Origin of the sequence: Streptomyces sp. NPDC059008 (assembly GCF_042749045.1) — a bacterium.
In the GTDB taxonomy this organism is placed as follows: Bacteria; Actinomycetota; Actinomycetes; order Streptomycetales; family Streptomycetaceae; genus Streptomyces.
The window spans coordinates 6,190-28,600 of sequence record NZ_JBHYJC010000052.1 but is presented as its reverse complement, the minus strand read 5'-3'; the positions used below and the strand labels follow the sequence as shown (position 1 = coordinate 28,600).

Here is a 22,411-nt window from a genome sequence, read left to right as displayed (position 1 = left end):
AAGTTCTGCGATGTTTATGCGCTGCCGACATCCTGTACGACGCCGCTGACAAGCGTTGCCCCGGGGGCGAAACCGATTCGAAGCTGCTACATCCGCGCCCGTACACTGTCCGTCGTGACCGAGAACACTCAGCAGAGCAACCACAGCGACCCCGAACTGCCGACTCAGTACACGCCGGCCGATGTAGAGGGGCCGCTGTACGAGCGCTGGGTAGAGCGGGGTTACTTCGAGGCGGACGAGAAGAGCGACAAGCCGCCGTACACCATCGTCATTCCGCCGCCGAACGTCACCGGCAGCCTCCACCTGGGGCACGCCTTCGAGCACACGCTCATCGACGCGCTCACGCGCCGCAAGCGGATGCAGGGGTACGAGACGCTCTGGCAGCCGGGCATGGACCACGCCGGTATCGCTACCCAGAACGTCGTCGAGCGGGAACTCGCCAAGGAGGGCGTGTCGCGGCACGACCTGGGGCGCGAGGCGTTCGTCGAGCGCGTCTGGCAGTGGAAGAGCGAGTCCGGTGGACAGATCTCGGGCCAGATGCGGCGCCTGGGCGACGGCGTCGCCTGGTCGCGCGAGCGGTTCACGATGGACGAGGGGCTGTCCAGGGCCGTCCAGACGATCTTCAAGCGCCTCTACGAGGACGAGCTGATCTACCGCGCCGAGCGGATCATCAACTGGTGCCCGCGCTGTCTGACCGCCATCTCGGACATCGAGGTGGAGTACCAGGACGACGACGGCGAGCTGGTGTCGATCCGGTACGGCGAGGGTGACGCGTCGATCGTCGTCGCCACCACGCGTGCCGAGACGATGCTGGGCGACACCGCCGTCGCCGTCCACCCGGAGGACGAGCGCTACGCCCATCTCGTCGGTACCGAGATCGAGTTGCCGCTGACCGGCCGCCGGATCCCGGTCGTCGCAGACGAGCACGTCGACCCGGAGTTCGGCACGGGCGCGGTGAAGGTCACGCCGGCGCACGACCCCAACGACTTCGAGATCGGCCAGCGGCACGGCCTGCCGAGCCTGGCCGTCATGGACGAGCACGCGGTCATCACCGCGCACGGCCCGTTCCAGGGGCTGGACCGCCTGGAGGCCCGCAGCACCATCGTCGGTGCCCTGCGCGCCGAGGGCCGGATCGTCGCCGAGAAGCGTCCGTACACGCACTCCGTCGGGCACTGCTCGCGCTGCAAGACCACCATCGAGCCGCGGCTGTCGATGCAGTGGTGGGTCAAGGTCGGCCCGCTGGCGAAGGCCGCGGGCGACGCGGTGCGGGACGGCAAGGTCGCGATCCACCCCAAGGAGATGGAGTCGCGCTACTTCGGCTGGGTGGACAACCTCCACGACTGGTGCATCTCGCGGCAGCTGTGGTGGGGCCACCGCATCCCGGTCTGGTACGGGCCGCAGGGCGAGGTCGTCTGCGTCGGACCGGACGAGGAGCCGCCGAGCGGCGAGGGGTGGCACCAGGACACCGACGTCCTGGACACCTGGTTCTCGTCGGGCCTGTGGCCGTTCTCCACGCTGGGCTGGCCCGAGCAGACCCCGAGCGTCGAGAAGTTCTACCCGAACTCCGTGCTGGTCACCGGCTACGACATCCTGTTCTTCTGGGTCGCGCGGATGATGATGTTCGGGCTGTACGCGATGGACGGCACCCCGCCGTTCCACACCATCGCGCTGCACGGCATGGTCCGTGACCAGTTCGGCAAGAAGATGTCCAAGTCCTTCGGGAACGCGGTCAACCCCCTGGACTGGATGGACAAGTACGGGTCGGACGCCGTCCGGTTCACGCTCGCCCGCGGGGCCAACCCCGGTGTCGACGTGCCGATCGGTGAGGACTGGGTCCAGGGCTCCCGCAACTTCGCCAACAAGATCTGGAACGCCACGCGGTTCGCGCTGATGAACGGCGCGACGGTCGAGGGCGAACTGCCGCCCGCCGAGCAGCTGTCGGCGACCGACCGGTGGATCCTGTCCCGGCTGAACGAGGTCATCGCCGAGGTCGACGCCTACTACGAGGACTACCAGTTCGCGAAGCTGTCGGACGCCCTCTTCCACTTCGCGTGGGACGAGGTCTTCGACTGGTACGTCGAGCTGTCCAAGACCACGTTCATGGCGGGCGGCCCGGCCGCCGACGCCTCGCGCCGGGTCCTGGGCGAGGTCCTGGACGTCACGCTGCGCCTGCTGCACCCGGTCGTGCCGTTCGTCACCGAGACCCTGTGGACGACGCTGACCGGCCGGGAGTCGGTCGTCGTCGCCGAGTGGCCGGCGGACTCGGGCTTCCGGGACGCGGCGGCCGAGCGGGAGATCGGCCTGGTCCAGCAGGTCGTGACCGAGGTCCGCCGGTTCCGCTCCGACCAGGGCCTGCAGCCCGGTCAGAAGGTCCCCGCGCAGCTGGACCTGTCCGGTACGGCGCTGGCGGCGCACGAGGCCGCGATGCGCTCGCTGCTGCGGCTGCAGCCGGCCGGTGCGGACTTCAGCGCCACCGCCTCGCTGCCGGTCGCGGGCGCGACGGTCGCGCTGGACCTGTCCGGCGCGATCGACGTCGAGGCGGAGCGCAAGCGGCTGACGAAGGACCTGGCCGCCGCCGAGAAGGAGAAGGCGCAGGCCACCGCCAAGCTCGGCAACGAGGCGTTCCTCGCCAAGGCGCCGGAGAAGGTCGTGGACAAGATCCGCGGCCGGCTTCAGGCCGCGGAGGCGGACATCGTCCGGATCACCGCCCAGCTGGAGGCTCTGCCGAAGGCGTAGCGCCGGTTCCCAGGCTCGTCGCAGGCCCCTCGTCCCAACGGGCGGGGGGCCTGCGCCGTCCCCGCCCCCGGCGCCCGCGTTCGCGTACCGGCCACAGCAGCACATAGGCCGTCGAGACGGCCACGAACGCCAGCCGGATCAGCCCGCGGGCGGAGTCGTCGGGCACGGCGAAGACGCTGCCGTAGAGGGCGAGCAGGCCCAGCCAGCTCCACCAGGGGACCAGGCGGCGCTGGCCGATGACGTCCCAGAGCAGGGTGCCGAGCAGCACCGACGCGGTGTAGTACGTGTAGACGCTGGGGTCGAGGGCGATGCGGGCGTTGGCGCCCAGCAGGACCACCGCGGCCCAGCGGCCGCGCCAGACCGCTATGGCGCCCAGCGTCAGGCCCAGGGCGGCCTGCGCGGGGCGGTCCCAGCCGGGGGTCTCCGGGTCGCCGACGCCCAGCCAGCGCAGGGCGGACGCCGGATGGTTGGGGATGGCGAACTTCGCCGCGGCGAACGACTGCGGATCGCCGACGAAGAACGGCAGCCAGGCCAGGGCGACCAGCCCGGCGCACCACAGGCCGGCCCGCAGCCACTGCCGCCTCGGCAGGGCGAGCAGAAGCGGCAGGAAGGCCAGCGCGGTGGGCTTGGAGTCCATCGCCAGGGCCAGGAAGACGCCGGTGAGGGCGGCGTCGCCGCGGGTGACGGCGCGTACCGCGAGGGCGGTGAAGAACAGCGCGAGGACGTCGTCGAGGTGTCCGAAGCGGACCGCGACCTCGATCCACATGGGGATGAAGGCCAGCCCGGCTATCAGTACGCGCTGCCGCAGCCGCTGGTGGTTGGTGCCGGTGCCCAGGAAGTGGTGGGCGGCGCTGCGGCCCGCCAGCACCACGATCACCAGGCCGAGCAGCGACATCAGGGCCGCGGCGAGGAACTGGCCGGTGGCCTCGGGGAAGGGGTTGAACAGGCCGGCGGTCAGAAAGCTGAGCGGGCCCATCTGGAGCTCGGGGTGGTGCGCGTAGAGGTTGAGCCCGCCGGTGCCGTCGCCCGAGGTGCCCTGGTAGATCAGTTCACCGCCGGTGCGCAGGTAGTGCCAGGAGAATCCGCCGTGCGGCTCGACGACGGCGAACCACAGCACCGTCCAGGCGCCGAGCAGCACCAGATGCATCCGCTGACTGATTGCCGGCACTCTTCCCTCAGCTCCCGCTTCCCGCCGCTGCCTGCTGCCTGCCGCCGGGGAGCGCGCCGTCCGGTGGTGACCGGTGGCCGCGGCCCGCCGTCGAAGAGGGGGAAATGCGGCGGAAAGTTGTCCCGGCGGCTGATCCGGAACGGGTGCGGGCGGCTCTCATGGCGCTCTCATGGCCCTCTCATGAAGCCCGGGCACGGTGGACCGAGCGCCCGAGGCCGGGCAGCACCGCACGTCCAGCACGAGGAGCCGCGCCCCATGAACAAGCCACTGCGACGGGTCTCGGTCTTCTGTCTGGCCCTGATACTCGCGCTGATGGGCTGGGCGACCTGGATCCAGGGCGCGAAGGCCAGCGACTACAAGGAGGACCCGCACAATCCGCGGGTGGCGATCGGCAAGTACGCCGCGCCGCTGGGCAACATCCTCGTCGGCGGGGAGCCGGTCACCGGCTCCGCCGCCACCTCCTCCACGCTGAAGTACAAGCGGACCTACAAGGACGGCCCGCTGTACGCCCCGGTCACCGGCTTCACCTCGCAGATCTTCGGCAGCAACCAGCTGGAGAGCCTCTACGGGGACCTCCTGGACGGCTCCGACAGCCGGCTGCAGAGTCCCACCGACGCGCTGACGCGCACGCGGGCCAAGGGCGGCGACGTGGCCACCACCATCGACGCCGAGGTGCAGAAGGCCGGCTACCGGGCGCTGGGCGACAAGAAGGGCGCAGCCGTCGCCCTGGACCCGGCCACGGGGCGGATCCTGGGCATGGTCAGCACCCCGTCCTACGACCCGGGGAAGTTCGCCGGATCCTCCGCCGCCGACCAGAAGGCCTGGCAGCGGCTGTCCGACGACAGCGACGACCCCGAGGTCAACCGGGCGCTGCGGCAGCCGCTGCCGCCCGGTTCCACCTTCAAGCTGGTGGTCGCCGCGGCCGCGCTGGAGAGCGGCCTGTACTCCTCGGTGGACGTGCCCACCGACAGCCCCGACCCGTACACGCTCCCGCACACCCGCACCACGCTGAAGAACGAGAGCGCCTCGGCGCCCTGCGAGAACGCCACCATCCGCACCGCGCTGCAGTACTCCTGCAACACCGTCTTCGCGAAGATGGCCGTCGACCTGGGCAAGGACAAGGTGAAGGCGCAGGCCGAGAAGTTCGGCTTCAACGACGGCAAGGTGGACACCCCGGTGCGGGCCGGCAGGAGCAGCTACCCCTCGGACATGGACGAGGCGCAGACCGCGCTGTCCGGCATCGGCCAGTTCGACGACCAGGCGACCCCGCTGCAGATGGCGATGGTCGCCGCGGCCATCGCCAACGGTGGTGAGCTGAAGACCCCGCAGCTGGTCGACGCGCTGACCGACGGCGGCGGCAACACCATCGAGCGCAGCGGCCCCAAGACGTACGGCACGGCCATGTCGGCGCGGACGGCCGCGCAGCTGCGGTCGGCGATGCAGACGGTGGTGGACGAGGGCACCGGGTCGAACGCGAAGATCGGCGGACTGACCGTCGGCGGCAAGACCGGTACCGCGCAGCACGGCGTCGACAACAGCGGTACGCCCTACGCCTGGTTCGTCTCGTACGCCGAGGACGCGCGCGGGCACCAGGTCGCGGTCGCCGTGATGGTCGAGGACGGCCACGCCGCCCGCAACGAGGTCTCCGGCAACGGGCTGGCGGCCCCGATCGCACGGGCGATGATGGCGGCGGCGCTGAAGTAACGGGGCGCACGGCGGCGCCGGCCGGGGCCCGGATGCGGCGCGGGGGCGGTCACCGGGCAGCGCAGCGCACCGCTGTCAGCGGTGCCTCGTAGACTTGTCGTCGTGAGCGAGCGCCCCCAGAACGACGACCCCGACCCGACCGACCCCTTCGACGAACTGGTCGAAGCCGAGACGGACCGTGACCCCGACCTCGCGGTGATCGAGGCCGGCAGCCGGACCCTGCGCGCCCAGGCAGGACCGCCGCAGGGGGACCCGATTCCCGCCCGGCCGGCCGACCCCGAGGTCGACCGCGCGCTGCGCGCCGTGGAGGAGGAGCTGGCCGGCCGCTGGGGCGAGACCAAGCTCGACCCGTCGGTGCAGCGCATCAAGGCGCTGATGGACATCCTGGGCGAGCCGCAGCGCGCCTACCCTTCCATCCACATCACGGGCACGAACGGCAAGACCAGCACCGCCCGCATGATCGAGGCCCTGCTGTCCGCCTTCGACCTGCGCACCGGCCGCTATACGAGCCCGCACGTCCAGTCGATCACCGAGCGGATCAGCCTGGACGCCGCCCCGATCTCCGCCGAGCGCTTCATCGAGACCTATCGGGACATCGCCCCGTACGTGGAGATGGTCGACGCCCAGCAGGAGTACCGCCTGTCGTTCTTCGAGGTGCTGACGGCGATGGCGTTCGCCGCCTTCGCGGACACCCCGGTGGACGTGGCGGTCGTCGAGGTCGGCATGGGCGGCACCTGGGACGCGACGAACATCATCGACGGCGACGTCGCCGTGGTCACCCCGATCGCGCTGGACCACACCGATCGGCTGGGCGAGACGCACGAGGCGATCGCCGGTGAGAAGTCCGGGATCATCAAGAAGGACGCGACCGTCGTGCTGGCCCAGCAGCCGGTCGACGCGGCGTCGGTGATGCTCAAGCGCGCGGTCGAGGTGGATGCCACGGTCGCCCGTGAGGGTATGGAGTTCGGGGTCATCTCCCGTGAGGTGGCGGTCGGCGGCCAGATGCTGACGCTGCGCGGTCTGGGCGGCGAGTATCCCGAGATCTTCCTCCCGCTGTACGGCGCCCATCAGGCGCACAACGCCGCGGTGGCGCTCGCCGCGGTCGAGGCGTTCTTCGGCGTCGGCTCGGACCACGCCCGCACGCTCGACATCGACACCATCCGCTCCGCGTTCGCCGCGGTCTCCTCGCCCGGCCGGATGGAGGTCGTCCGCCGCAGCCCGACGGTGGTGCTGGACGCGGCGCACAATCCGGCGGGCGCGCGGGCCGCGGCCGAGGCGGTCACCGAGGCGTTCGGGTTCAGCCGACTGGTGGGCGTCGTCGGCACCAGCGACGACAAGGACGTCCGGGGCCTGCTGGAGGCGTTCGAGCCGATCTTCGCCGAGATCGTGGTGACGCGTAATTCCAGCCATCGTGCGATGGATCCGGACGAGCTGGCGGCGATCGCGGTCGAGGTCTTCGGTGCCGAGCGGGTCCAGGTCGAGCCGCGGCTCGACGACGCCCTGGAAGCGGCGATCACGCTCGCGGAGGAAGAGGGCGAGTTCTCCGGAGCGGGTGTGCTGGTGGCCGGTTCGGTGATCACGGTCGGCGAGGCCCGGCTGCTGATGGGAAGGAGCTGACCATGCGCACGCTGTGTGCCAGCACCCTGATAGGCGAGTTCTTCGTGATCGGCTTCGCCGGGCTGGTCGCGATGCAGCTGACCGATCTGCCGACGGCCACGATCTGGACGGTCAGCGGGGTCGCGATGGGCCTGAGCATCCTGCTGTGCGGGATGCTGACCCGCCCCGGCGGCGTCCAGCTCGGCTGGGTGCTGCAGCTCGCCCTGATCGCCAGCGGCTTCGTCGTCCCGACGATGTTCTTCCTCGGCGCGGTCTTCGCGGCCCTGTGGTGGGCGTCGGTCCACTTCGGCCGCAAGATCGACGAGGCGAAGGCCCGCTGGGCCGCCCAGGCCGAGGCCTCGGGCGACGCGGCGGGGGAGCCGGTGGGCGGGGCGGCCTGACCCGGCCGGGCGGGCGGGCGTAGGGCCTCGTCAGGGGCCGGGGGCTGGGCCACGAAGCGCCATGTCACCCATGTAGCCTCAGTGCACCCGCTGACCGTCGTTCACATCCAGGGAGTCCTTTCGTGAGCCAGCGCACCCTCGTCCTCCTCAAGCCCGACGCCGTCAAGCGCGGTCTGATCGGCGAGATCATCGGCCGCATCGAGAAGAAGGCCGGCTGGACGATCAGCGCGCTGGAGCTGCGCAGCCTGGACCGCGAGCTGCTGGAGCAGCACTACGCCGAGCACGTCGGCAAGCCGTTCTACGAGCCCCTCGTCGCCTTCATGTCCTCGGGACCGGTGGTCTCCCTGGTCGTCGAGGGCGAGCGGGTGATCGAAGGCGTGCGGGCGCTGGCCGGTCCGACTGACCCGATTGCCGCGCCGAGTGGGTCCATTCGTGGGGACTTCGGAACGATCACCCGAGAGAATCTGATCCATGCGTCGGATTCCGAAGAGTCCGCCGAGCGCGAGATCAAGATTTTCTTCCCCGGGATCTCCTGACGCTTCATCAGCTGTAAACCCCCCGTGACCAGGGGCGACCGACGAAATCATCGGTCGCCCTTTGGTGTATGAAACTCGATCGGGGGAACGCATCACCCCGACACGACGTCACCATTAAGGGGGGCGGGTGCGTGTACGGCTGACAATGGCGGAACAGCCTCCCGACGTGTTCGAGTGGGCGCACTACGAACTACGATGGAGGCTTCCGCGCCTCACAGCGCATCACCTCCTGCCGACCTCCAGTAAGCATTCGCTCCAGTTGGGAAGGCCAGACGTATCCTCATGGGGAACAACATGTCGTTCATCGGCCGTGACATGGCTGTCGACCTCGGGACCGCCAACACGCTGGTGTACGTCAGGGGCCGTGGAATCGTCCTCAACGAGCCGTCGGTCGTGGCCATCAACACCAACACCGGCGGCATCCTCGCGGTAGGTGCCGAGGCGAAGAAGATGATCGGGCGCACCCCCGGCAACATCGTCGCCGTACGGCCCCTGAAGGACGGCGTGATCGCCGACTTCGAGATCACCGAGCGGATGCTCCGCTACTTCATCCTCAAGATCCACAAGCGCCGCTATCTGGCGCGGCCGCGGGTCGTGGTGTGCGTTCCCTCCGGTATCACGGGAGTTGAGCGCCGCGCGGTCATCGAGGCCTCGACCCAGGCCGGCGCCCGCCAGGTGCACATCATCGAGGAGCCGATGGCCGCCGCGATCGGCTCCGGCCTGCCGGTCCACGAGGCCACCGGCAACATGGTGGTGGACATCGGCGGCGGTACGACCGAGGTCGCGGTGATCTCGCTCGGCGGCATCGTCACCGCCCAGTCCATCCGGGTGGCCGGCGACGAGCTCGACAACGCGATCATCCAGCACATCAAGAAGGAGTACAGCCTTCTGCTGGGCGAGCGCACCGCCGAGAGCATCAAGATCACCATCGGTTCGGCGTACGACCTGGAACAGGACGAGCACACCGAGATCCGGGGCCGCGACCTGGTCTCCGGGCTGCCCAAGACCGTCGTCATCTCGGCCGCCGAGGTCCGCAAGGCCATCGAGGAGCCGGTCAACTCCATCGTCGACGCGGTCAAGACGACCCTCGACAAGTGCCCGCCGGAGCTGTCCGGCGACGTGATGGACCGCGGCATCGTGCTCACCGGAGGCGGCGCCCTGCTCCGCGGCCTCGACGAGCGGCTGCGCCGCGAGACCGGTATGCCCATCCACATCGCCGAGGACCCGCTCGACTCCGTCGCGCTCGGTTCCGGCAAGTGCGTCGAGGAGTTCGAGGCCCTCCAGCAGGTCCTCGACTCCCAGCCCCGCAGGTAGCACAGCGCGCGTCCCGGCCGCGCGGCGGGCGCCATGCGGCGTCCGCGGCGGTCGGGCAGCAAGGCGAGAGCAGCCGGTTCGCCCGGCGGAGCACGGACACCCGCCGCCGGTGCGAGACGTCGATACGAATCGGGCTTGCGAATCGTTGATATACAGGCACAACATCTCGACAGACACGGTGCGCTGACGCTTCACCCGTCGCCACCGTCACAGCAAGGCACAACGCTCAACTCCCGAACGAGACCGGCGGGGCCCGCAGCCGGCCGGTCCTACGAGGAAGGACACGGCCGCCGCACGTGAGGGACACACGAGAGAGCCGGCTGCTGCTGGTGCTGCTGGTCGCGATCGCGTTCGCGCTGATCACGGTCGATATCCGCGGCGGCGAACAGTCCCCGCTCGATGGTGCCCGGCAAGCCGCGGCCTCCGCCTTCGGCCCGGTCGAGAGCGGTGTGGCCCGCGTCGTCGACCCGGTCGGCAACGCCGTCGGCGCCGTACGGGACTCCGGCAGCCGGCACAACCGCATCGCCAGGCTGGAGCACGAGAACGAGGCGCTGAAGGCCAAGCTCGGCTCCTCCGACCGCAACCGCAGCCGCGCCGCCGAGCTCGACAAGATCCTCAAGACCGCGGGCACCGGCCAGTACGCCATCAAGGGCGCCCAGGTCATCGCCATCGGCTCGGCCCAGGGCTTCTCCTGGACCGTCACCATCGACGCCGGCAGCCGCGACGGCATCGCCCGCGACATGACCGTGCTCAACGGCGACGGCCTGGTCGGCCGGGTCACCACGGTCGGCGCCGAAACCTCCACCGTGCTGCTGGCCGCCGACCCCGACTTCACCGTCGGCACCCGCATGGAGAAGACCAACGAGATCGGCTTCGCCAACGGGCAGGGCGTCCGCTCGCTGCGCGTCCAGCTCCTCAACGGCAAGGCCACCGTCCGCAGGGGCGACCGGCTGGTCACCTTCGGCTCCAGCAGGGACAAGCCGTTCGTGCCCGGCGTGCCCGTGGGCCGGGTCGTCAAGGTCGAGCCGTCCAACGGCGATCTGACCCGCACCCTCCAGGTCCGGCCGTTCGTCTCCTTCTCCCAGCTCGACATCGTCGGCGTCGTCGTCCAGCCGCCCCGCCAAGACCCGCGCGACACCGTTCTGCCGCCTCGGCCTGCGAAGCCCAAGCCGGCCCCGACGGTCACCGTCACGGCCACTCCCTCCGCGAGCGCTTCTCCCAGGAGCTGAACCGATGCGTTTCAACCGGATCCTGCTCTCGGCCCCGCTGGTGGTCGTCGCCCTCGTCATCCAGGTCACCATCCTCGCGCGCCTCCAACTGCCGGGGGCCGTACCGGACCTGCTGCTGCTCGTCGTCCTCGGCCTCGCGCTGGTCTACGGCCATGTCGGCGGCTCGCTCGTCGGCTTCTTCACCGGACTGCTGGCCGACCTCGCCCCGCCCTCCGACCACGCCATCGGCCGCTATGCGCTGGTGCTCTGCATCATCGGCTATGTCGCGGGCCTGACCAGGCCGGACAACGGCCAGCACCGCTCGGCGACGCTGCCGCTGGTGGTCGTGATCGGCGCCGCGATCGGCTCGACGCTGATGTACGCCGCGGTCGGCTCGCTCGTCGGCGACACCGCCGCCCGGCACGTCGGCATCGTCGGACTGCTGCTCAGCGCCACGCTCTACGACCTGCTGCTGGCCCCCTTCATCGTCCCGCTGGTGATGGCGCTGGCCCGCAGAACGGAGCCCGAACCACTGGTCGGCGACGGCTCCGGCAGCCCGAACGGCACGGCGGGCAGCCGCGACTCCGGGTACGGCTGGCTCAGCACCGGCACCGGCCTCAAGGCCAGCCGCGGCGCCATGAAGTCCATCAAGTCCGTGCGCACAGGGGCACGCATCGGCAGCCAGCGCGGCGGACTGCTCGGCAAGTCGGCCCGCGACAAGGTGGGCCGCATCAAGGGGGTCAAGCGGCTGTGACGCCCTCCCGTCCTTCGACCACCACTTCTCATGGAGGCGCCTCGCGCCATGAGTAATCTTCCGGAAAGCCGGACCTCCCGCATCACGGTCCGGCTCATCGCGCTCCAGATCCTGGTCTTCTCCCTGCTGCTCACCCTCGGCGGCCGGCTGTGGTACCTGCAGATCCGCAACGGCCAGGAGTACGCCAACGAGGCCCGCAGCAACCACGTCCAGCAGGTCGTCGACCCCGCCACCCGCGGCTCCATCCTCGACGCCCGCGGGGTCCCGCTGGCCGACAACCAGACCCGTCTGGTCGTCTCCGCCAGCCGTACCGACCTGCTGAAGATGAAGGACGACGGCAAGGCCGTGCTCGGCCGGCTCGCCAAGGTGCTCGGCATGACCGAGCAGGAGATCCGCAACAAGGTCCGGCTGTGCGACTCCAAGACCCCGCAGCCCTGCTGGAACGGCTCGCCGTACCAGCCGATCCCGATCACCGACGAGGCCACCACCCAGCAGGCACTGCAGATCCGTGAGCGCTCCGAGGACTTCCCCGGCATCATCGCCGAGCCCACCGCGGTCCGCCGCTACGCCGCCCCCGGCGACGCCAACACCGCCCAGGTCCTCGGCTACCTCTCCCCGGTGACCGACGAGGAGATCAACAAGGCCAAGAACAGCAGCTCGCCGCTGCTGCGCTCGGACCAGATCGGCCGCTCCGGCCTGGAGCGGCAGTACGACGACTACCTGCGCGGCAAGGCCGCCGTCACCCGCTACGAGGTCGACAACCTCGGCCGGGTCATCGGCCAGGCCAAGAGCGACAAGGGCCAGGCCGGTTCGAGCGTCGTCACCAGCATCGACGCCCGTGTGCAGGCCATAGCGGAGAAGCAGCTGGACCAGGCCATGAAGGACGCCCGCCAGCAGGTGGACCGCAACACCGGCACCAACTACAAGGCCGACTCGGGCGCCGTGGTCGTGATGGAGGCGAAGACCGGACGGGTGGTGGCGATGGCCTCCAACCCCAGCTACGACCCCAACGCCTGGGTCGGCGGGATCTCCGGCAAGGACTACGCGCGCCTGACCGGCAAGAAGTCCAACTACCCGCTGCTCAACCGCGCCATCCAGGGGCAGGCCGCCCCCGGCTCGATCTTCAAGGTCATCTCGACCGCGGCCTCGGTCAACGCGGGCTACGACTTCAACGGCCACTACCCCTGCACCAGCTCGTACAGCATCGGCGGTCAGGTCTTCAAGAACTTCGAGTCGCAGAGCCACGGTGACATCAGCCTCGGCCGGGCCCTGGAGGTCTCCTGCGACACCGTCTTCTACAAGCTCTCGCACGACGAGTGGAAGAAGGACGGCGGGGACAAGCCGAAGAAGGACGCCAAGAACTGGTTCTACAAGACCGCCCACCAGTTCGGCCTCGGCAAGGAGACCGGCATCGACCTCCCCAACGAGGTCACCGGCCGGGTCCCCGACCGCAAGTGGAAGCACGACTTCTGGACGGCCAACAAGGCCGGCTGGTGCGAGCAGGCCAAGGCCTGGCCGAAGAAGAAGGACTTCGGCACGAAGCTGGCCCGTGAAGGCTGCCTCGAAGGCATGAAGCTGCACGCCTACGACTCGATCAACTACGCCATCGGGCAGGGCGACACCCTGGTCACCCCGATCCAGATGGCGACCATCTACGCGGCGATCAGCAACGGCGGCACGCTCCACGACCCGACCGTCGGCAAGGCCATCATCAGCCCCGACGGCAAGCACATCCAGCAGATCCGCCCCCGGTCGCACGGCACGCTGCCGGTGAGCCGCAAGACGCTGGCGCAGATGGACGGCGCCCTCGCCGGCGTCGCCACCCGCGGTACCGCCGCCTGGCGGTTCGGCGGCTGGCCGCAGGACAAGATCCCGATGCACGCCAAGACCGGTACGGCCGAGGTCTACGGCAAGCAGACGACCTCGTGGTTCGCGACGTACACCAAGGACTACACGATCGTCATGACGATCTCCCAGGGTGGTACGGGTTCCGGCGCCTCCGGTCCGGCCGTGCGCAACATCTACAACGCCCTGTACGGAGTCGACGAGAAGGGCGGCATCAACGCCAAGGCCGCCCTGCTGCCGAAGCCGCAGGGCTCGCTGCCCAAGATCGAGAACGATGGCACGATCGAGGCTCCGCCCATCAAGCCGTACGTCCTGCCGTCGCCGTCACCCTCGGGGAGCCCACAGTGACGACCAGCCACACCTCCCGGGCGTTCTCCATCCGGCGCTACACCCCCGAGCTGGGCACCTGGGGCAAGCTGACGGCGCGTGACTCGGTGCTGCGCAAGCTGGACTGGATACTGCTGCTGTCCTGTCTGGCGCTGTCGCTCATCGGTTCCCTGCTGGTCTTCTCCGCCACCCGCAACCGCACCGAGCTCAACAAGGGCGACGAGTACTACTTCTTCCTGCACCACCTGCTCAACCTGGGCATCGGCCTGGCGCTGGCCGCCGGCACGATCTGGCTGGGCCATCGCACCCTGCGCGGCGCGGTCCCGGTGCTGTACGCCCTGTCGGTCGTCCTGGCGCTGCTGGTGCTGACCCCGCTGGGCGCCACCATCAACGGTTCGCGTTCCTGGCTGGCGATCCCCGGCGGCTTCTCGCTCCAGCCCGCCGAGTTCGCGAAGATCACCATCTCGCTCGGTATGGCGATGATCCTGGCGTCCCGGGTCGACGCCGGCGACCGCCCGCACCCCGACCACCGGACCGTCGTCCAGGCCCTGCTGCTGGCCGCCGTCCCCGTCGTGGTCATCATGCTGATGCCCGACCTCGGCTCGGTCATGGTGCTCGGCGCCGTCATCCTCGGCGTGCTGCTCGCCTCCGGCGCCTCCAACCGCTGGATCCTGGGCCTGGTGGGCACGGGTGTCGTCGGCTGCGTCGCCATCTGGCAGCTCGGTCTGCTCGACGCCTACCAGATCGCCCGGTTCGCCGCGTTCGCCAACCCGAGCCTGGACCCGGCCGGCGTCGGCTACAACACCAACCAGGCCCGGATCGCGATCGGCGGCGGCGGGCTGACCGGCTCCGGCCTCTTCCAGGGCAGCCAGACCACCGGCCAGTTCGTCCCCGAACAGCAGACGGACTTCATCTTCACCGTCGCCGGCGAGGAGCTGGGCTTCCTGGGCGCGGGCCTGATCATCCTGCTGCTCGGCATCGTCATGTGGCGCGCCTGCCGGATCGCCCGCGAGTCCACCGAGCTCTACGGCACGGTCGTGGCCGCCGGCATCATCGCGTGGTTCGCCTTCCAGTCCTTCGAGAACATCGGCATGACACTCGGCATCATGCCCGTGACCGGCCTGCCGCTGCCCTTCGTCTCCTACGGCGGCACGTCGATGTTCGCGGTCTGGATCGCCATAGGGCTGCTGCAGTCGATCCGGGTCGGGCGGCCCCTGTCGGCCTCCCGGTGACGCTGCGTCAGCTCTGCCGGTAGAGCTCGAACCACAGAGAGGTGGACCGCGCCACCCCCGCGTACGGGGTGGTGCCCCAGTCGTCGGCGAGATGGCCGGTGAGCAGCAGACCGTGATCGGCCTGCGGCTCGCCGGCCACCGCCGTGTACGACGCGGTGGACGGTGACGCGAAGGCCTGCGCCGGAAGGCGGACCGGCGCCTCGTCGTGCACGCTGATCCGCAGCCCGTGCTCGGCCGTCAGCACCCGTAGCAAGATCTCCGCCGACCGGGGTGTGCGCAGGTGGGAGCTGGTGACCGCCTCCGAGGTGAGGAGGACGGCGGTGTCGAGCAGCGGCGCGAGCGGCGTCTGCCGCAGCACCGCCCGGACGAAGTCGCGGGCGAGCTTGGGGGCGGTGGGTCTGCTCGGCGCCGCCAGCAGGAACGGGCGGGCGCCCGCCGCGACGCGGATGGGTGTCCGGGCGGCGGCTGCGGTGTGGGGGTGCACGGGTGTCTCCCTCCCCGGAGGGCCGAGTGAGCGCCGATTGCCACGCTGTGTGGGAACTCCGTGACACACCGTAAGTCACGGTGTGCGGCCTGTGCCACCCGCACTTGCGGATCCTTGACATCCCGGCCCCGGGCCCCGGGCACGGTGGGTGGTCCTCGATGGGGCCGGTCGCTAGATTCGATGCATGGCGGACACCGTGCGGGAGATCGAGCGGAAGTACGAGGCCGACGACGACATCCAGCTGCCCGACCTGACCGGCGTCGACCCGGTCGCGAGCGTGGCGGAACAGGGCGCCGAGGCCCTGGACGCCCTCTATTACGACACCGCCGACCAGCGCCTCGCCGCGGACGGCATCACCCTGCGGCGGCGCACCGGCGGCCGGGACGCCGGCTGGCATCTGAAGCTGCCGGTCGCGCCCGGGGTGCGCGACGAGGTGCGGGCACCGCTGTCCGACACGCCGCCCGCGGAGCTGACCGCCCTCGTACGGTCACGGGTGCTGGATCGCGAACTGGCTCCCGTCGTGCGGCTGCGGACCCGGCGCACGGTCCTGGTGCTGCACGACGCCTCGGGCGCGCCGCTCGCGGAGGTGGCCCAGGACGAGGTGCGGGCGCACCGGGCGGGCGAGGCCGCGGAGGCGGGTCGTGAGCCCGCGGAGGTGCGCTGGCGGGAGATCGAGGTGGAGCTGGCCGGTGGCGGTGGCGGGGGCGCCGGGCTGCTGGACGAGATCGGCCGGGCGCTGGCCGCCGCGGGGGCGCGCCCCTCCTCCTCGGCGTCGAAGCTGGCGAGAGCGCTGGCCGAGACGGGGCAGTACCCCGCCCGGCCCCGGAAGGGCGGCGTCGAGGGCTCCGGTAAGGGCGCGGGCAAGGGCTCCGGCAAGAAGAGCAAGAAGGCCGCGAAGACCGCGAAGACCGCGAAGACCGCGAAGACCGCGAAGACCGCGAAGACCGCGAAGACCGAGAAGGGCCGCACCGCCGGCGACGTCGTGCTGCGCTACGTCCGCGAGCAGGTGCGGACGATCGTCGCACTCGATCCGGGCGTACGGCGCGACCTGCCCGACGCGGTGCACCAGATGCGGGTCGCCACGCGCCGGCTGCGCAGCGCCTTCCGCTCGTACACCAAGGTCCTCGACCGTGCCGCCACGCAGCCGATCGGCGTCGAACTCAAGTGGCTGGCCGCGGAGTTGGGGGTGGACCGGGACCGCGAGGTGCTGACCGAGCGGCTGCACGGCGCGCTGGCCGAGGTGCCCCGCACACTACGGCTCGGCCCGGTCGCGGCCCGGCTGCGCATCTGGTCGCAGCGGCGCCGGGTCGGCGCGCGCAAGCAGGTGCTCGCAGTACTGGACGGTGACCGCTACCTCTCGCTCCTGAAGACCCTCGACGCCCTCCTGGAGGCGCCGCCCCTGCGCCGGGCCGCCGCCGGCCCCGCGCCCGAAGTGGTGGCCCGAGCCGTGCTGAAGGACTACCGGCGGCTGGCGCGCCGGGTGGAGGCCGCGCTGGCCGCCCCCGCCGGACAGGCGAGGGACGAGGCGCTGCACGGCGCCCGCAAGGCGGCCAAGCGGACCCGTTACGCGGCCGAGGCGGCCCGCCCGGCGCTGGGCCGCCCGGCGAAGAAGTTCGCCAAGCGCACCAAGCGGCTGCAGCAGCTCCTGGGCGACCATCAGGACAGCGTGGTGGCCCGCGGAGCCCTGCGGGAGCTGGCGACCCAGGCGCAGCGCGCCGGGGAGGGCGCCTTCACCTTCGGCCTGCTCTACGGGCGCGAGGAGGCCCTGGCCGCGGACCGGGAGCGGGAGCTGCCGGCGGTGTGGGCGAAGGCCTCCCGACCCAAGCACCGGGCCGCGCTCCGGCCGTGACGCCTCCCTCACGGGGTGCGTACGGGGCCCTCTGACCTGCGGAAAGCGACGCGTCAAGGGATGGCCGCCGGGCACGTTAGGCTTGAGGGTCACCCCTGCCCGCTGATGAAAGATCACCACGATGCCTGTCGAGTCGGTCTTCCCGCGCCTGGAGGCCCTCCTCCCGCACGTGCAGAAGCCCATCCAGTACGTCGGCGGCGAGCTGAACTCCACCGTCAAGGACTGGGACTCCTGTGACGTCCGCTGGTCGCTCATGTACCCGGACGCGTACGAGGTCGGCCTGCCCAACCAGGGCGTCATGATCCTCTACGAGGTCCTCAACGAGCGGGAGGGCGTGCTGGCCGAGCGCACGTACAGCGTCTGGCCGGACCTCGAAGCGCTGATGCGCGAGCACGACGTCCCGCAGTTCACCGTCGACGCGCACCGCCCGGTGAGCGCCTTCGACGTGCTCGGCGTCTCCTTCTCCACCGAGCTCGGATACACCAACCTGCTCACCGCCCTGGACCTGGCCGGCATCCCCCTGGAGGCCAAGGACCGCACCGAGGACCACCCGCTGATCCTCGCCGGCGGCCACGCCGCCTTCAATCCCGAGCCGATCGCGGACTTCCTGGACTGCGCGGTGGTCGGCGACGGCGAGCAGGCCGTGCTGGAGATCACCGAGATCATCCGCTCCTGGAAGAACGAGGGCCGACCGGGCGGGCGCGACGAGCTGCTCTTCCGCCTCGCGAAGACCGGCAGCGTCTACGTCCCCAAGTTCTACGACGTCGAGTACCTCGCCGACGGCCGTATCTCCCGTGTCGTGCCGAACCGCTCCGGCGTCCCGTGGCGGGTGTCCAAGCACACCGTCATGGACCTGGACGAGTGGCCCTACCCCAAGCAGCCCCTCGTCCCCCTGGCCGAGACCGTCCACGAGCGGATGTCGGTCGAGATCTTCCGTGGCTGCACCCGCGGCTGCCGCTTCTGCCAGGCCGGCATGATCACGCGCCCCGTACGGGAGCGAAGCATCACCGGCATCGGCGAGATGGTGGACAAGGGTCTGAAGGCCACGGGATTCGAGGAGGTCGGCCTGCTGTCGCTGTCCTCCGCGGACCACACCGAGATCGGCGACATCGCCAAGGGGCTCGCCGACCGGTACGAGGAAGACAAGATCGGTCTGTCGCTGCCGTCGACCCGCGTCGACGCCTTCAACATCGATCTTGCCAACGAGCTGACGCGCAACGGCCGTCGCTCGGGTCTGACCTTCGCGCCGGAGGGCGGCAGCGAGCGGATCCGCAAGGTCATCAACAAGATGGTCTCGGAAGAGGACCTGATCCGTACGGTCTCCACGGCCTACGGCAACGGCTGGCGGCAGGTGAAGCTGTACTTCATGTGCGGTCTGCCGACCGAGACCGACGAGGACGTGCTGCAGATCGGCGACATGGCGGTCAACGTCATCGCCGAGGGCCGCAAGGTCTCCGGGCAGAACGACATCCGCTGCACGGTCTCCATCGGCGGCTTCGTCCCCAAGCCGCACACGCCGTTCCAGTGGGCGCCGCAGCTGTCGGCGGAGGAGACGGACGCCCGTCTCGAAAAGCTCCGCGACAAGATCCGCGGCGACAAGAAGTACGGCCGCTCCATCGGCTTCCGCTACCACGACGGCAAGCCCGGCATCGTCGAGGGCCTGCTCTCGCGCGGCGACCGCCGCGTCGGTGCGGTCATCCGCGCCGTCTACGAGGGCGGCGGCCGCTTCGACGGCTGGCGCGAGCACTTCTCCTACGACCGCTGGATGAAGGCCGCGGAGGAGACGCTGCCCGCGTTCGGCGTGGACGTCGCCTGGTACACCACGCGCGAGCGGACGTACGAGGAGGTCCTGCCCTGGGACCACCTGGACTCCGGTCTGGACAAGGACTGGCTCTGGGAGGACTGGCAGGACGCCCTGGACGAGACCGAGGTCGACGACTGCCGTTGGACCCCGTGCTTCGACTGCGGTGTCTGCCCCCAGATGGACACCGAGATCCAGATCGGCCCCACGGGCAAGAAGCTGCTGCCCCTGTCGGTCGTCAAGTAGCGCCGCGCTCACGCGCCTTCGGCCCGGCCCCGCACCCCGCGGTGGCCGGGCCGTTGCGTGTTCACGGACAATGCGGGGTGGAACGGCAGCGCAGGGAAGCGAACGAGGGGGAAGGCCGTATGGGGGCCATCGACGGGGGACGGCGGGAGGGTCTCGACGCCGTGTCGCTCGACAAGGACCGGCGCGCACCGGACCGCTACGAGCCGGGGGAGGGGTGCCTGACCACGGTGGTCCGCATCCCGGTGCGGATCGTGGTGCTGGTGCTCGTGGTGCCGGTGCGCCTGGTGTGGGACGCCCTGGTCGTCTGCGCCAAGGCCGTCGACCGCGCGCTGCTGCGCCCTTGCGGCCGCGGCCTGGCGTGGCTGTGGCGCACCCTCGTCGTCACCCCGCTGGCCTGGTCGGGACGCACCCTCGTCGTCGCCCCGCTGGCCTGGCTGTGGCGGTGTGTGATCGCGCCCTTGGGGCGGGGGACCACGGCGGCGGTGGTGTGGCTGGTGCGGTATCTGATCGTGGTGCCGGCCCAGTTGCTGTACGCGTATGGGGTGGCGCCGGTGGCGCGGGGGATCGCGGCGGCCGTGGTGTGGCTGGTGCGGTATCTGGTCGTGGTGCCGGCCCAGTGGCTGTATACGTACGTACTCACGCCCATCGGGCAGGGAATCGCCTGGTTGGTACGGGCGTTGGGCGTGGGTGCGGTGTGGTCGGGAAAGGCGTTGTTCGTCTGGCCCTGGGTGGCGTTGTGGCGGTATGTGGTGGCGCCGGTGGGGCGGGGGATCGCGGCCGCGGTGGTGTGGCTGGTGCGGTATCTGGTCGTGGTGCCGGCCCAGTGGCTGTACACGTACCTGCTGACGCCCGTCGGGCACGGCATCGCCTGGCTGGTCCGGGGCATCGGTACGGTCGTCGCCGCGCTCGTTCGATGGATCCTGGTGGTGCCCGCCGTCGCCCTTTGGCGGTATGTGCTGCAGCCGGTCGGCCGGGCGCTGGTGGCCGCGGTGACCGTCGTCTGCCGGGAGATCGGGGATGCGCTCGGGCACTGCTGGCGGGCCGCCGGGTTCGTCTCCCGCGCCGTCGGCCGGTTCCTCGGCCGGCTGCTGCGATGGATCTTCGTCGAGCCGTTCCGCTGGACGTACCGCACGGTGCTGACGCCGCTCGGGCACGGCATCCGCGACGGCGTCTGGCGCCCGGTACGGCGGGCCCTGCGCGATGCCGGGCGGGCCACCCGCCAGGCGCTGGGCGCCGTACGGCAGTCCGCGCGGCAGACCCGTGCGGAGATCAGGCGCGCCCTGTTCGGCGGGCCCGCGGAACCGCCGCGGGCCGAGGCCGTACCGCCCCGCCGGGAACCCGGGGCTCCCGGGACACGTACTCTTGGTAGCAGTACGACCGCACTCACGAAGGACTGAGCGACACTGGGCAAGCGACAGCCCGAAGGCCCGCCGCCCGCACCGGCGGTGCAGCGCATCCGACTGCGCTACACCAAGCGCGGCCGCCTCCGGTTCACCAGCCACCGCGACTTCCAGCGCGCTTTCGAGCGGGCGCTGCGCCGCGCCGAGGTCCCGATGGCCTACTCGGCGGGCTTCACCCCGCACCCCAAGGTGTCCTACGCCAACGCCGCCCCCACCGGCACGGGCAGCGAGGCCGAGTATCTGGAGATCCAGCTCGCCGAGCGGCGCGATCCGCATCAGCTCCGCGAACTGCTCGACGAGTCGCTGCCGGCCGGCCTCGATGTGATCGACTCCGTCGAGGCGCACACCAGCGGGCTGGCCGACCGGCTGCAGGCCTCGGTGTGGGAGATCCGGCTCGACGGGGTCGCACCCGAGGAGGCCCGGCGCGCCGTGGAGGCGTTCCTCGCCGCCGACGAGGTGCTGGTCGAGCGCCGCACGAAGAACGGCATGCGGACGTTCGACGCACGGGCCGCGGTGGCACGGCTGGAAGCAGCCGGTCACGAGGGCGATAGGCCTGACGGCAATGCCTGTGCGATACTGCGGCTGGTTGTTCGGCATGTGACACCCGCCGTTCGACCCGACGACGTCCTGTCCGGCCTCCGAGCTACGGCCGACCTGGCGCCGCCGGTCCCCGCTGCGGTGACCAGGCTGGCGCAGGGGCTGCTCGATGAGGAGGCCGGCGCGGTGACTGACCCGCTAGCGCCCGACCGCGACGCTGCCACGGCCGCCCCTATCACGGCCGCCGCGCAGAGTGCCGCGAAGGCGCCGAGTGGGGCCTCCCCGGGAGCCGGGGAAGGTACTGCGTAGGACCGCCGTCGTCGCGTCGCCGATCAGCCAGGGAGCCACCCCGGTCCGGCAGACGCACTGACCAGGAGACTTTCGCCGGTCCCCGCCCACGGGGCCCGGCGAGCGAGACGACAGCTCCCGTGCGGCGCCCACGCCCCGGACTGCGGGACCGCGCTCATTACGCGGACCGCAACCGGAACCAGGCGCGGCGCCCGGGAGCGTGACGGGAGAACCGCCCGCATGCTCGAGCCCAATGAGCCCACCGAATCCACGCCGTCCCAGGACCGTGGTATCGAGGACAATCACTCACCCAGCGACACGCTGCCGCCGCGCCGCAGGCGCCGTGCGGCTTCCCGGCCGGCCGGTCCGCCGGCGTCCGGGGGCGCCGCCGAGAGCGCGGTGCTGAGCACCGAGACCGTCGCCGCGGCCGCCGATCCGGCCCCCGCCGACGAGGCCGCCGCTGCCGCGGTCACCACCGGGGACGCGGCCAAGCCGGCCCGTACGCGCCGCCGCGCCACCCGCAAGGCCACCGCCCCGGCCGGGGCCCCGCAGCCGGCCGCCGCAGAGGAGACCTCGGCCCCCGCCGAGGAGCCCGCTGTCGCCGAGGCGCCCGCGGAGGCTGCCCGCGCCGAGGCCCCGCAGACCGAGGACGCCGCACCGCGCCGTACGCGCCGTCGGGCCACCCGTAAGGTCACCGCGCCCGCCGGTTCGCCGCAGAGCGAGGCCGCCGTGGAGCCGGTGGTGGCCGAGGCTGCTGCGCCGGCCGTGCCGGTTGTCGAGGAGGAGGCCCCGGCGCCGGTCGCCGAGGAGGCCAAGCCGGCCCGTACCCGCCGCCGCGCCACCCGTAAGGTCACCGCGCCCGCCGGTTCGCCGCAGAGCGAGGCTGCCGCGGAGCCGGTGGTGGCCGAGGCTGCTGCGCCGGCCGTGCCGGTTGTCGAGGAGGAGGCCCCGGCGCCGGTCGCCGAGGAGGCCAAGCCGGCCCGTA

Annotated in this window: 16 protein-coding genes and 1 pseudogene; 15 read left to right on the top strand and 2 right to left on the bottom strand. The window is 71.1% G+C overall.

All coding sequences use genetic code 11. The annotated features are described in order from the left end of the window. Positions 1–114: 114 nt before the first annotated feature. Positions 115–2,736 carry a valine--tRNA ligase gene (locus ACFWZH_RS34445; protein ID WP_384440559.1) on the top strand — a complete coding sequence of 874 codons (2,622 nt, stop codon included), beginning with the start codon at positions 115–117 and terminating at the stop codon, positions 2,734–2,736. Here the strand turns inward: ACFWZH_RS34445 and ACFWZH_RS34440 are convergent. Continuing rightward, positions 2,702–3,883, bottom strand: coding sequence for a hypothetical protein (locus ACFWZH_RS34440; RefSeq protein WP_384440605.1), 1,182 nt, complete (start codon positions 3,881–3,883; stop codon positions 2,702–2,704). The genes ACFWZH_RS34445 and ACFWZH_RS34440 overlap by 35 nt on opposite strands. A gap of 276 nt (positions 3,884–4,159) precedes the next feature. Here ACFWZH_RS34440 and ACFWZH_RS34435 point away from each other — a divergent pair, with 276 nt between their 5' ends. The 9 genes from ACFWZH_RS34435 (at position 4,160) to rodA (ending at position 14,821) form a co-directional block, all read left to right on the top strand. Then, positions 4,160–5,608, top strand: a complete 1,449-nt coding sequence (locus ACFWZH_RS34435) for a peptidoglycan D,D-transpeptidase FtsI family protein (RefSeq protein WP_384440556.1) — start codon at positions 4,160–4,162, stop codon at positions 5,606–5,608. A gap of 102 nt (positions 5,609–5,710) precedes the next feature. After that, positions 5,711–7,225, top strand: a complete 1,515-nt coding sequence (locus ACFWZH_RS34430) for a bifunctional folylpolyglutamate synthase/dihydrofolate synthase (protein ID WP_384440553.1) — start codon at positions 5,711–5,713, stop codon at positions 7,223–7,225. A gap of 2 nt (positions 7,226–7,227) precedes the next feature. Further along, the gene (locus tag ACFWZH_RS34425; protein ID WP_384440550.1) at positions 7,228–7,605 is read left to right on the top strand and encodes a DUF4233 domain-containing protein; all 378 of its coding nucleotides are present in this window, start codon (positions 7,228–7,230) and stop codon (positions 7,603–7,605) included. 122 nt (positions 7,606–7,727) lie between these two features. Beyond that, a complete protein-coding gene (gene ndk / locus ACFWZH_RS34420; protein ID WP_384440547.1) occupies positions 7,728–8,141 on the top strand; it encodes a nucleoside-diphosphate kinase in 414 nt (137 codons plus the stop codon). A gap of 294 nt (positions 8,142–8,435) precedes the next feature. After that, complete coding sequence (locus ACFWZH_RS34415) at positions 8,436–9,455, top strand: rod shape-determining protein (RefSeq protein ID WP_003985182.1); 1,020 nt, start codon at positions 8,436–8,438, stop codon at positions 9,453–9,455. Between the two features lie 296 nt (positions 9,456–9,751). Next, positions 9,752–10,684 (top strand): rod shape-determining protein MreC, encoded by a 933-nt coding sequence (gene mreC / locus ACFWZH_RS34410; RefSeq protein WP_384440544.1) that lies wholly within the window; start codon positions 9,752–9,754, stop codon positions 10,682–10,684. 4 nt (positions 10,685–10,688) lie between these two features. Then, positions 10,689–11,417, top strand: a complete 729-nt coding sequence (gene mreD / locus ACFWZH_RS34405) for a rod shape-determining protein MreD (protein ID WP_384440541.1) — start codon at positions 10,689–10,691, stop codon at positions 11,415–11,417. Between the two features lie 48 nt (positions 11,418–11,465). Continuing rightward, positions 11,466–13,610 carry a penicillin-binding protein 2 gene (mrdA, locus tag ACFWZH_RS34400; RefSeq protein WP_384440538.1) on the top strand — a complete coding sequence of 715 codons (2,145 nt, stop codon included), beginning with the start codon at positions 11,466–11,468 and terminating at the stop codon, positions 13,608–13,610. Next, positions 13,607–14,821, top strand: coding sequence for a rod shape-determining protein RodA (gene rodA, locus ACFWZH_RS34395; protein ID WP_384440535.1), 1,215 nt, complete (start codon positions 13,607–13,609; stop codon positions 14,819–14,821). The genes mrdA and rodA overlap by 4 nt, the downstream gene beginning before the upstream one ends. Before the next feature lie 7 nt (positions 14,822–14,828). Here the strand turns inward: rodA and ACFWZH_RS34390 are convergent, their stop codons facing one another. Further along, positions 14,829–15,305: an ATP-binding protein gene (locus ACFWZH_RS34390; RefSeq protein WP_384440532.1), complete on the bottom strand. Its 477-nt coding sequence runs from the start codon at positions 15,303–15,305 to the stop codon at positions 14,829–14,831. 184 nt (positions 15,306–15,489) lie between these two features. On the opposite strand from ACFWZH_RS34390, the gene ACFWZH_RS34385 reads away from it, so the two are divergent. The 5 genes and pseudogenes from ACFWZH_RS34385 to ACFWZH_RS34365 form a co-directional block, all read left to right on the top strand. Then, positions 15,490–17,154 (top strand): CHAD domain-containing protein, encoded by a 1,665-nt coding sequence (locus tag ACFWZH_RS34385; protein ID WP_384440530.1) that lies wholly within the window; start codon positions 15,490–15,492, stop codon positions 17,152–17,154. A gap of 121 nt (positions 17,155–17,275) precedes the next feature. Next, on the top strand, positions 17,276–19,201 hold the full coding sequence (locus ACFWZH_RS34380; RefSeq protein ID WP_384440527.1) for a TIGR03960 family B12-binding radical SAM protein: 1,926 nt from the start codon (positions 17,276–17,278) through the stop codon (positions 19,199–19,201). A 119-nt stretch (positions 19,202–19,320) separates the two neighbouring features. Beyond that, the gene (locus ACFWZH_RS34375) at positions 19,321–20,598 is read left to right on the top strand and encodes a hypothetical protein (RefSeq protein ID WP_384440524.1); all 1,278 of its coding nucleotides are present in this window, start codon (positions 19,321–19,323) and stop codon (positions 20,596–20,598) included. A 48-nt stretch (positions 20,599–20,646) separates the two neighbouring features. After that, complete coding sequence (locus ACFWZH_RS34370) at positions 20,647–21,447, top strand: TIGR03936 family radical SAM-associated protein (protein WP_384440521.1); 801 nt, start codon at positions 20,647–20,649, stop codon at positions 21,445–21,447. A gap of 219 nt (positions 21,448–21,666) precedes the next feature. Continuing rightward, positions 21,667–22,411 (top strand): annotated as a pseudogene (locus ACFWZH_RS34365) (ribonuclease E/G); the annotation flags it as partial.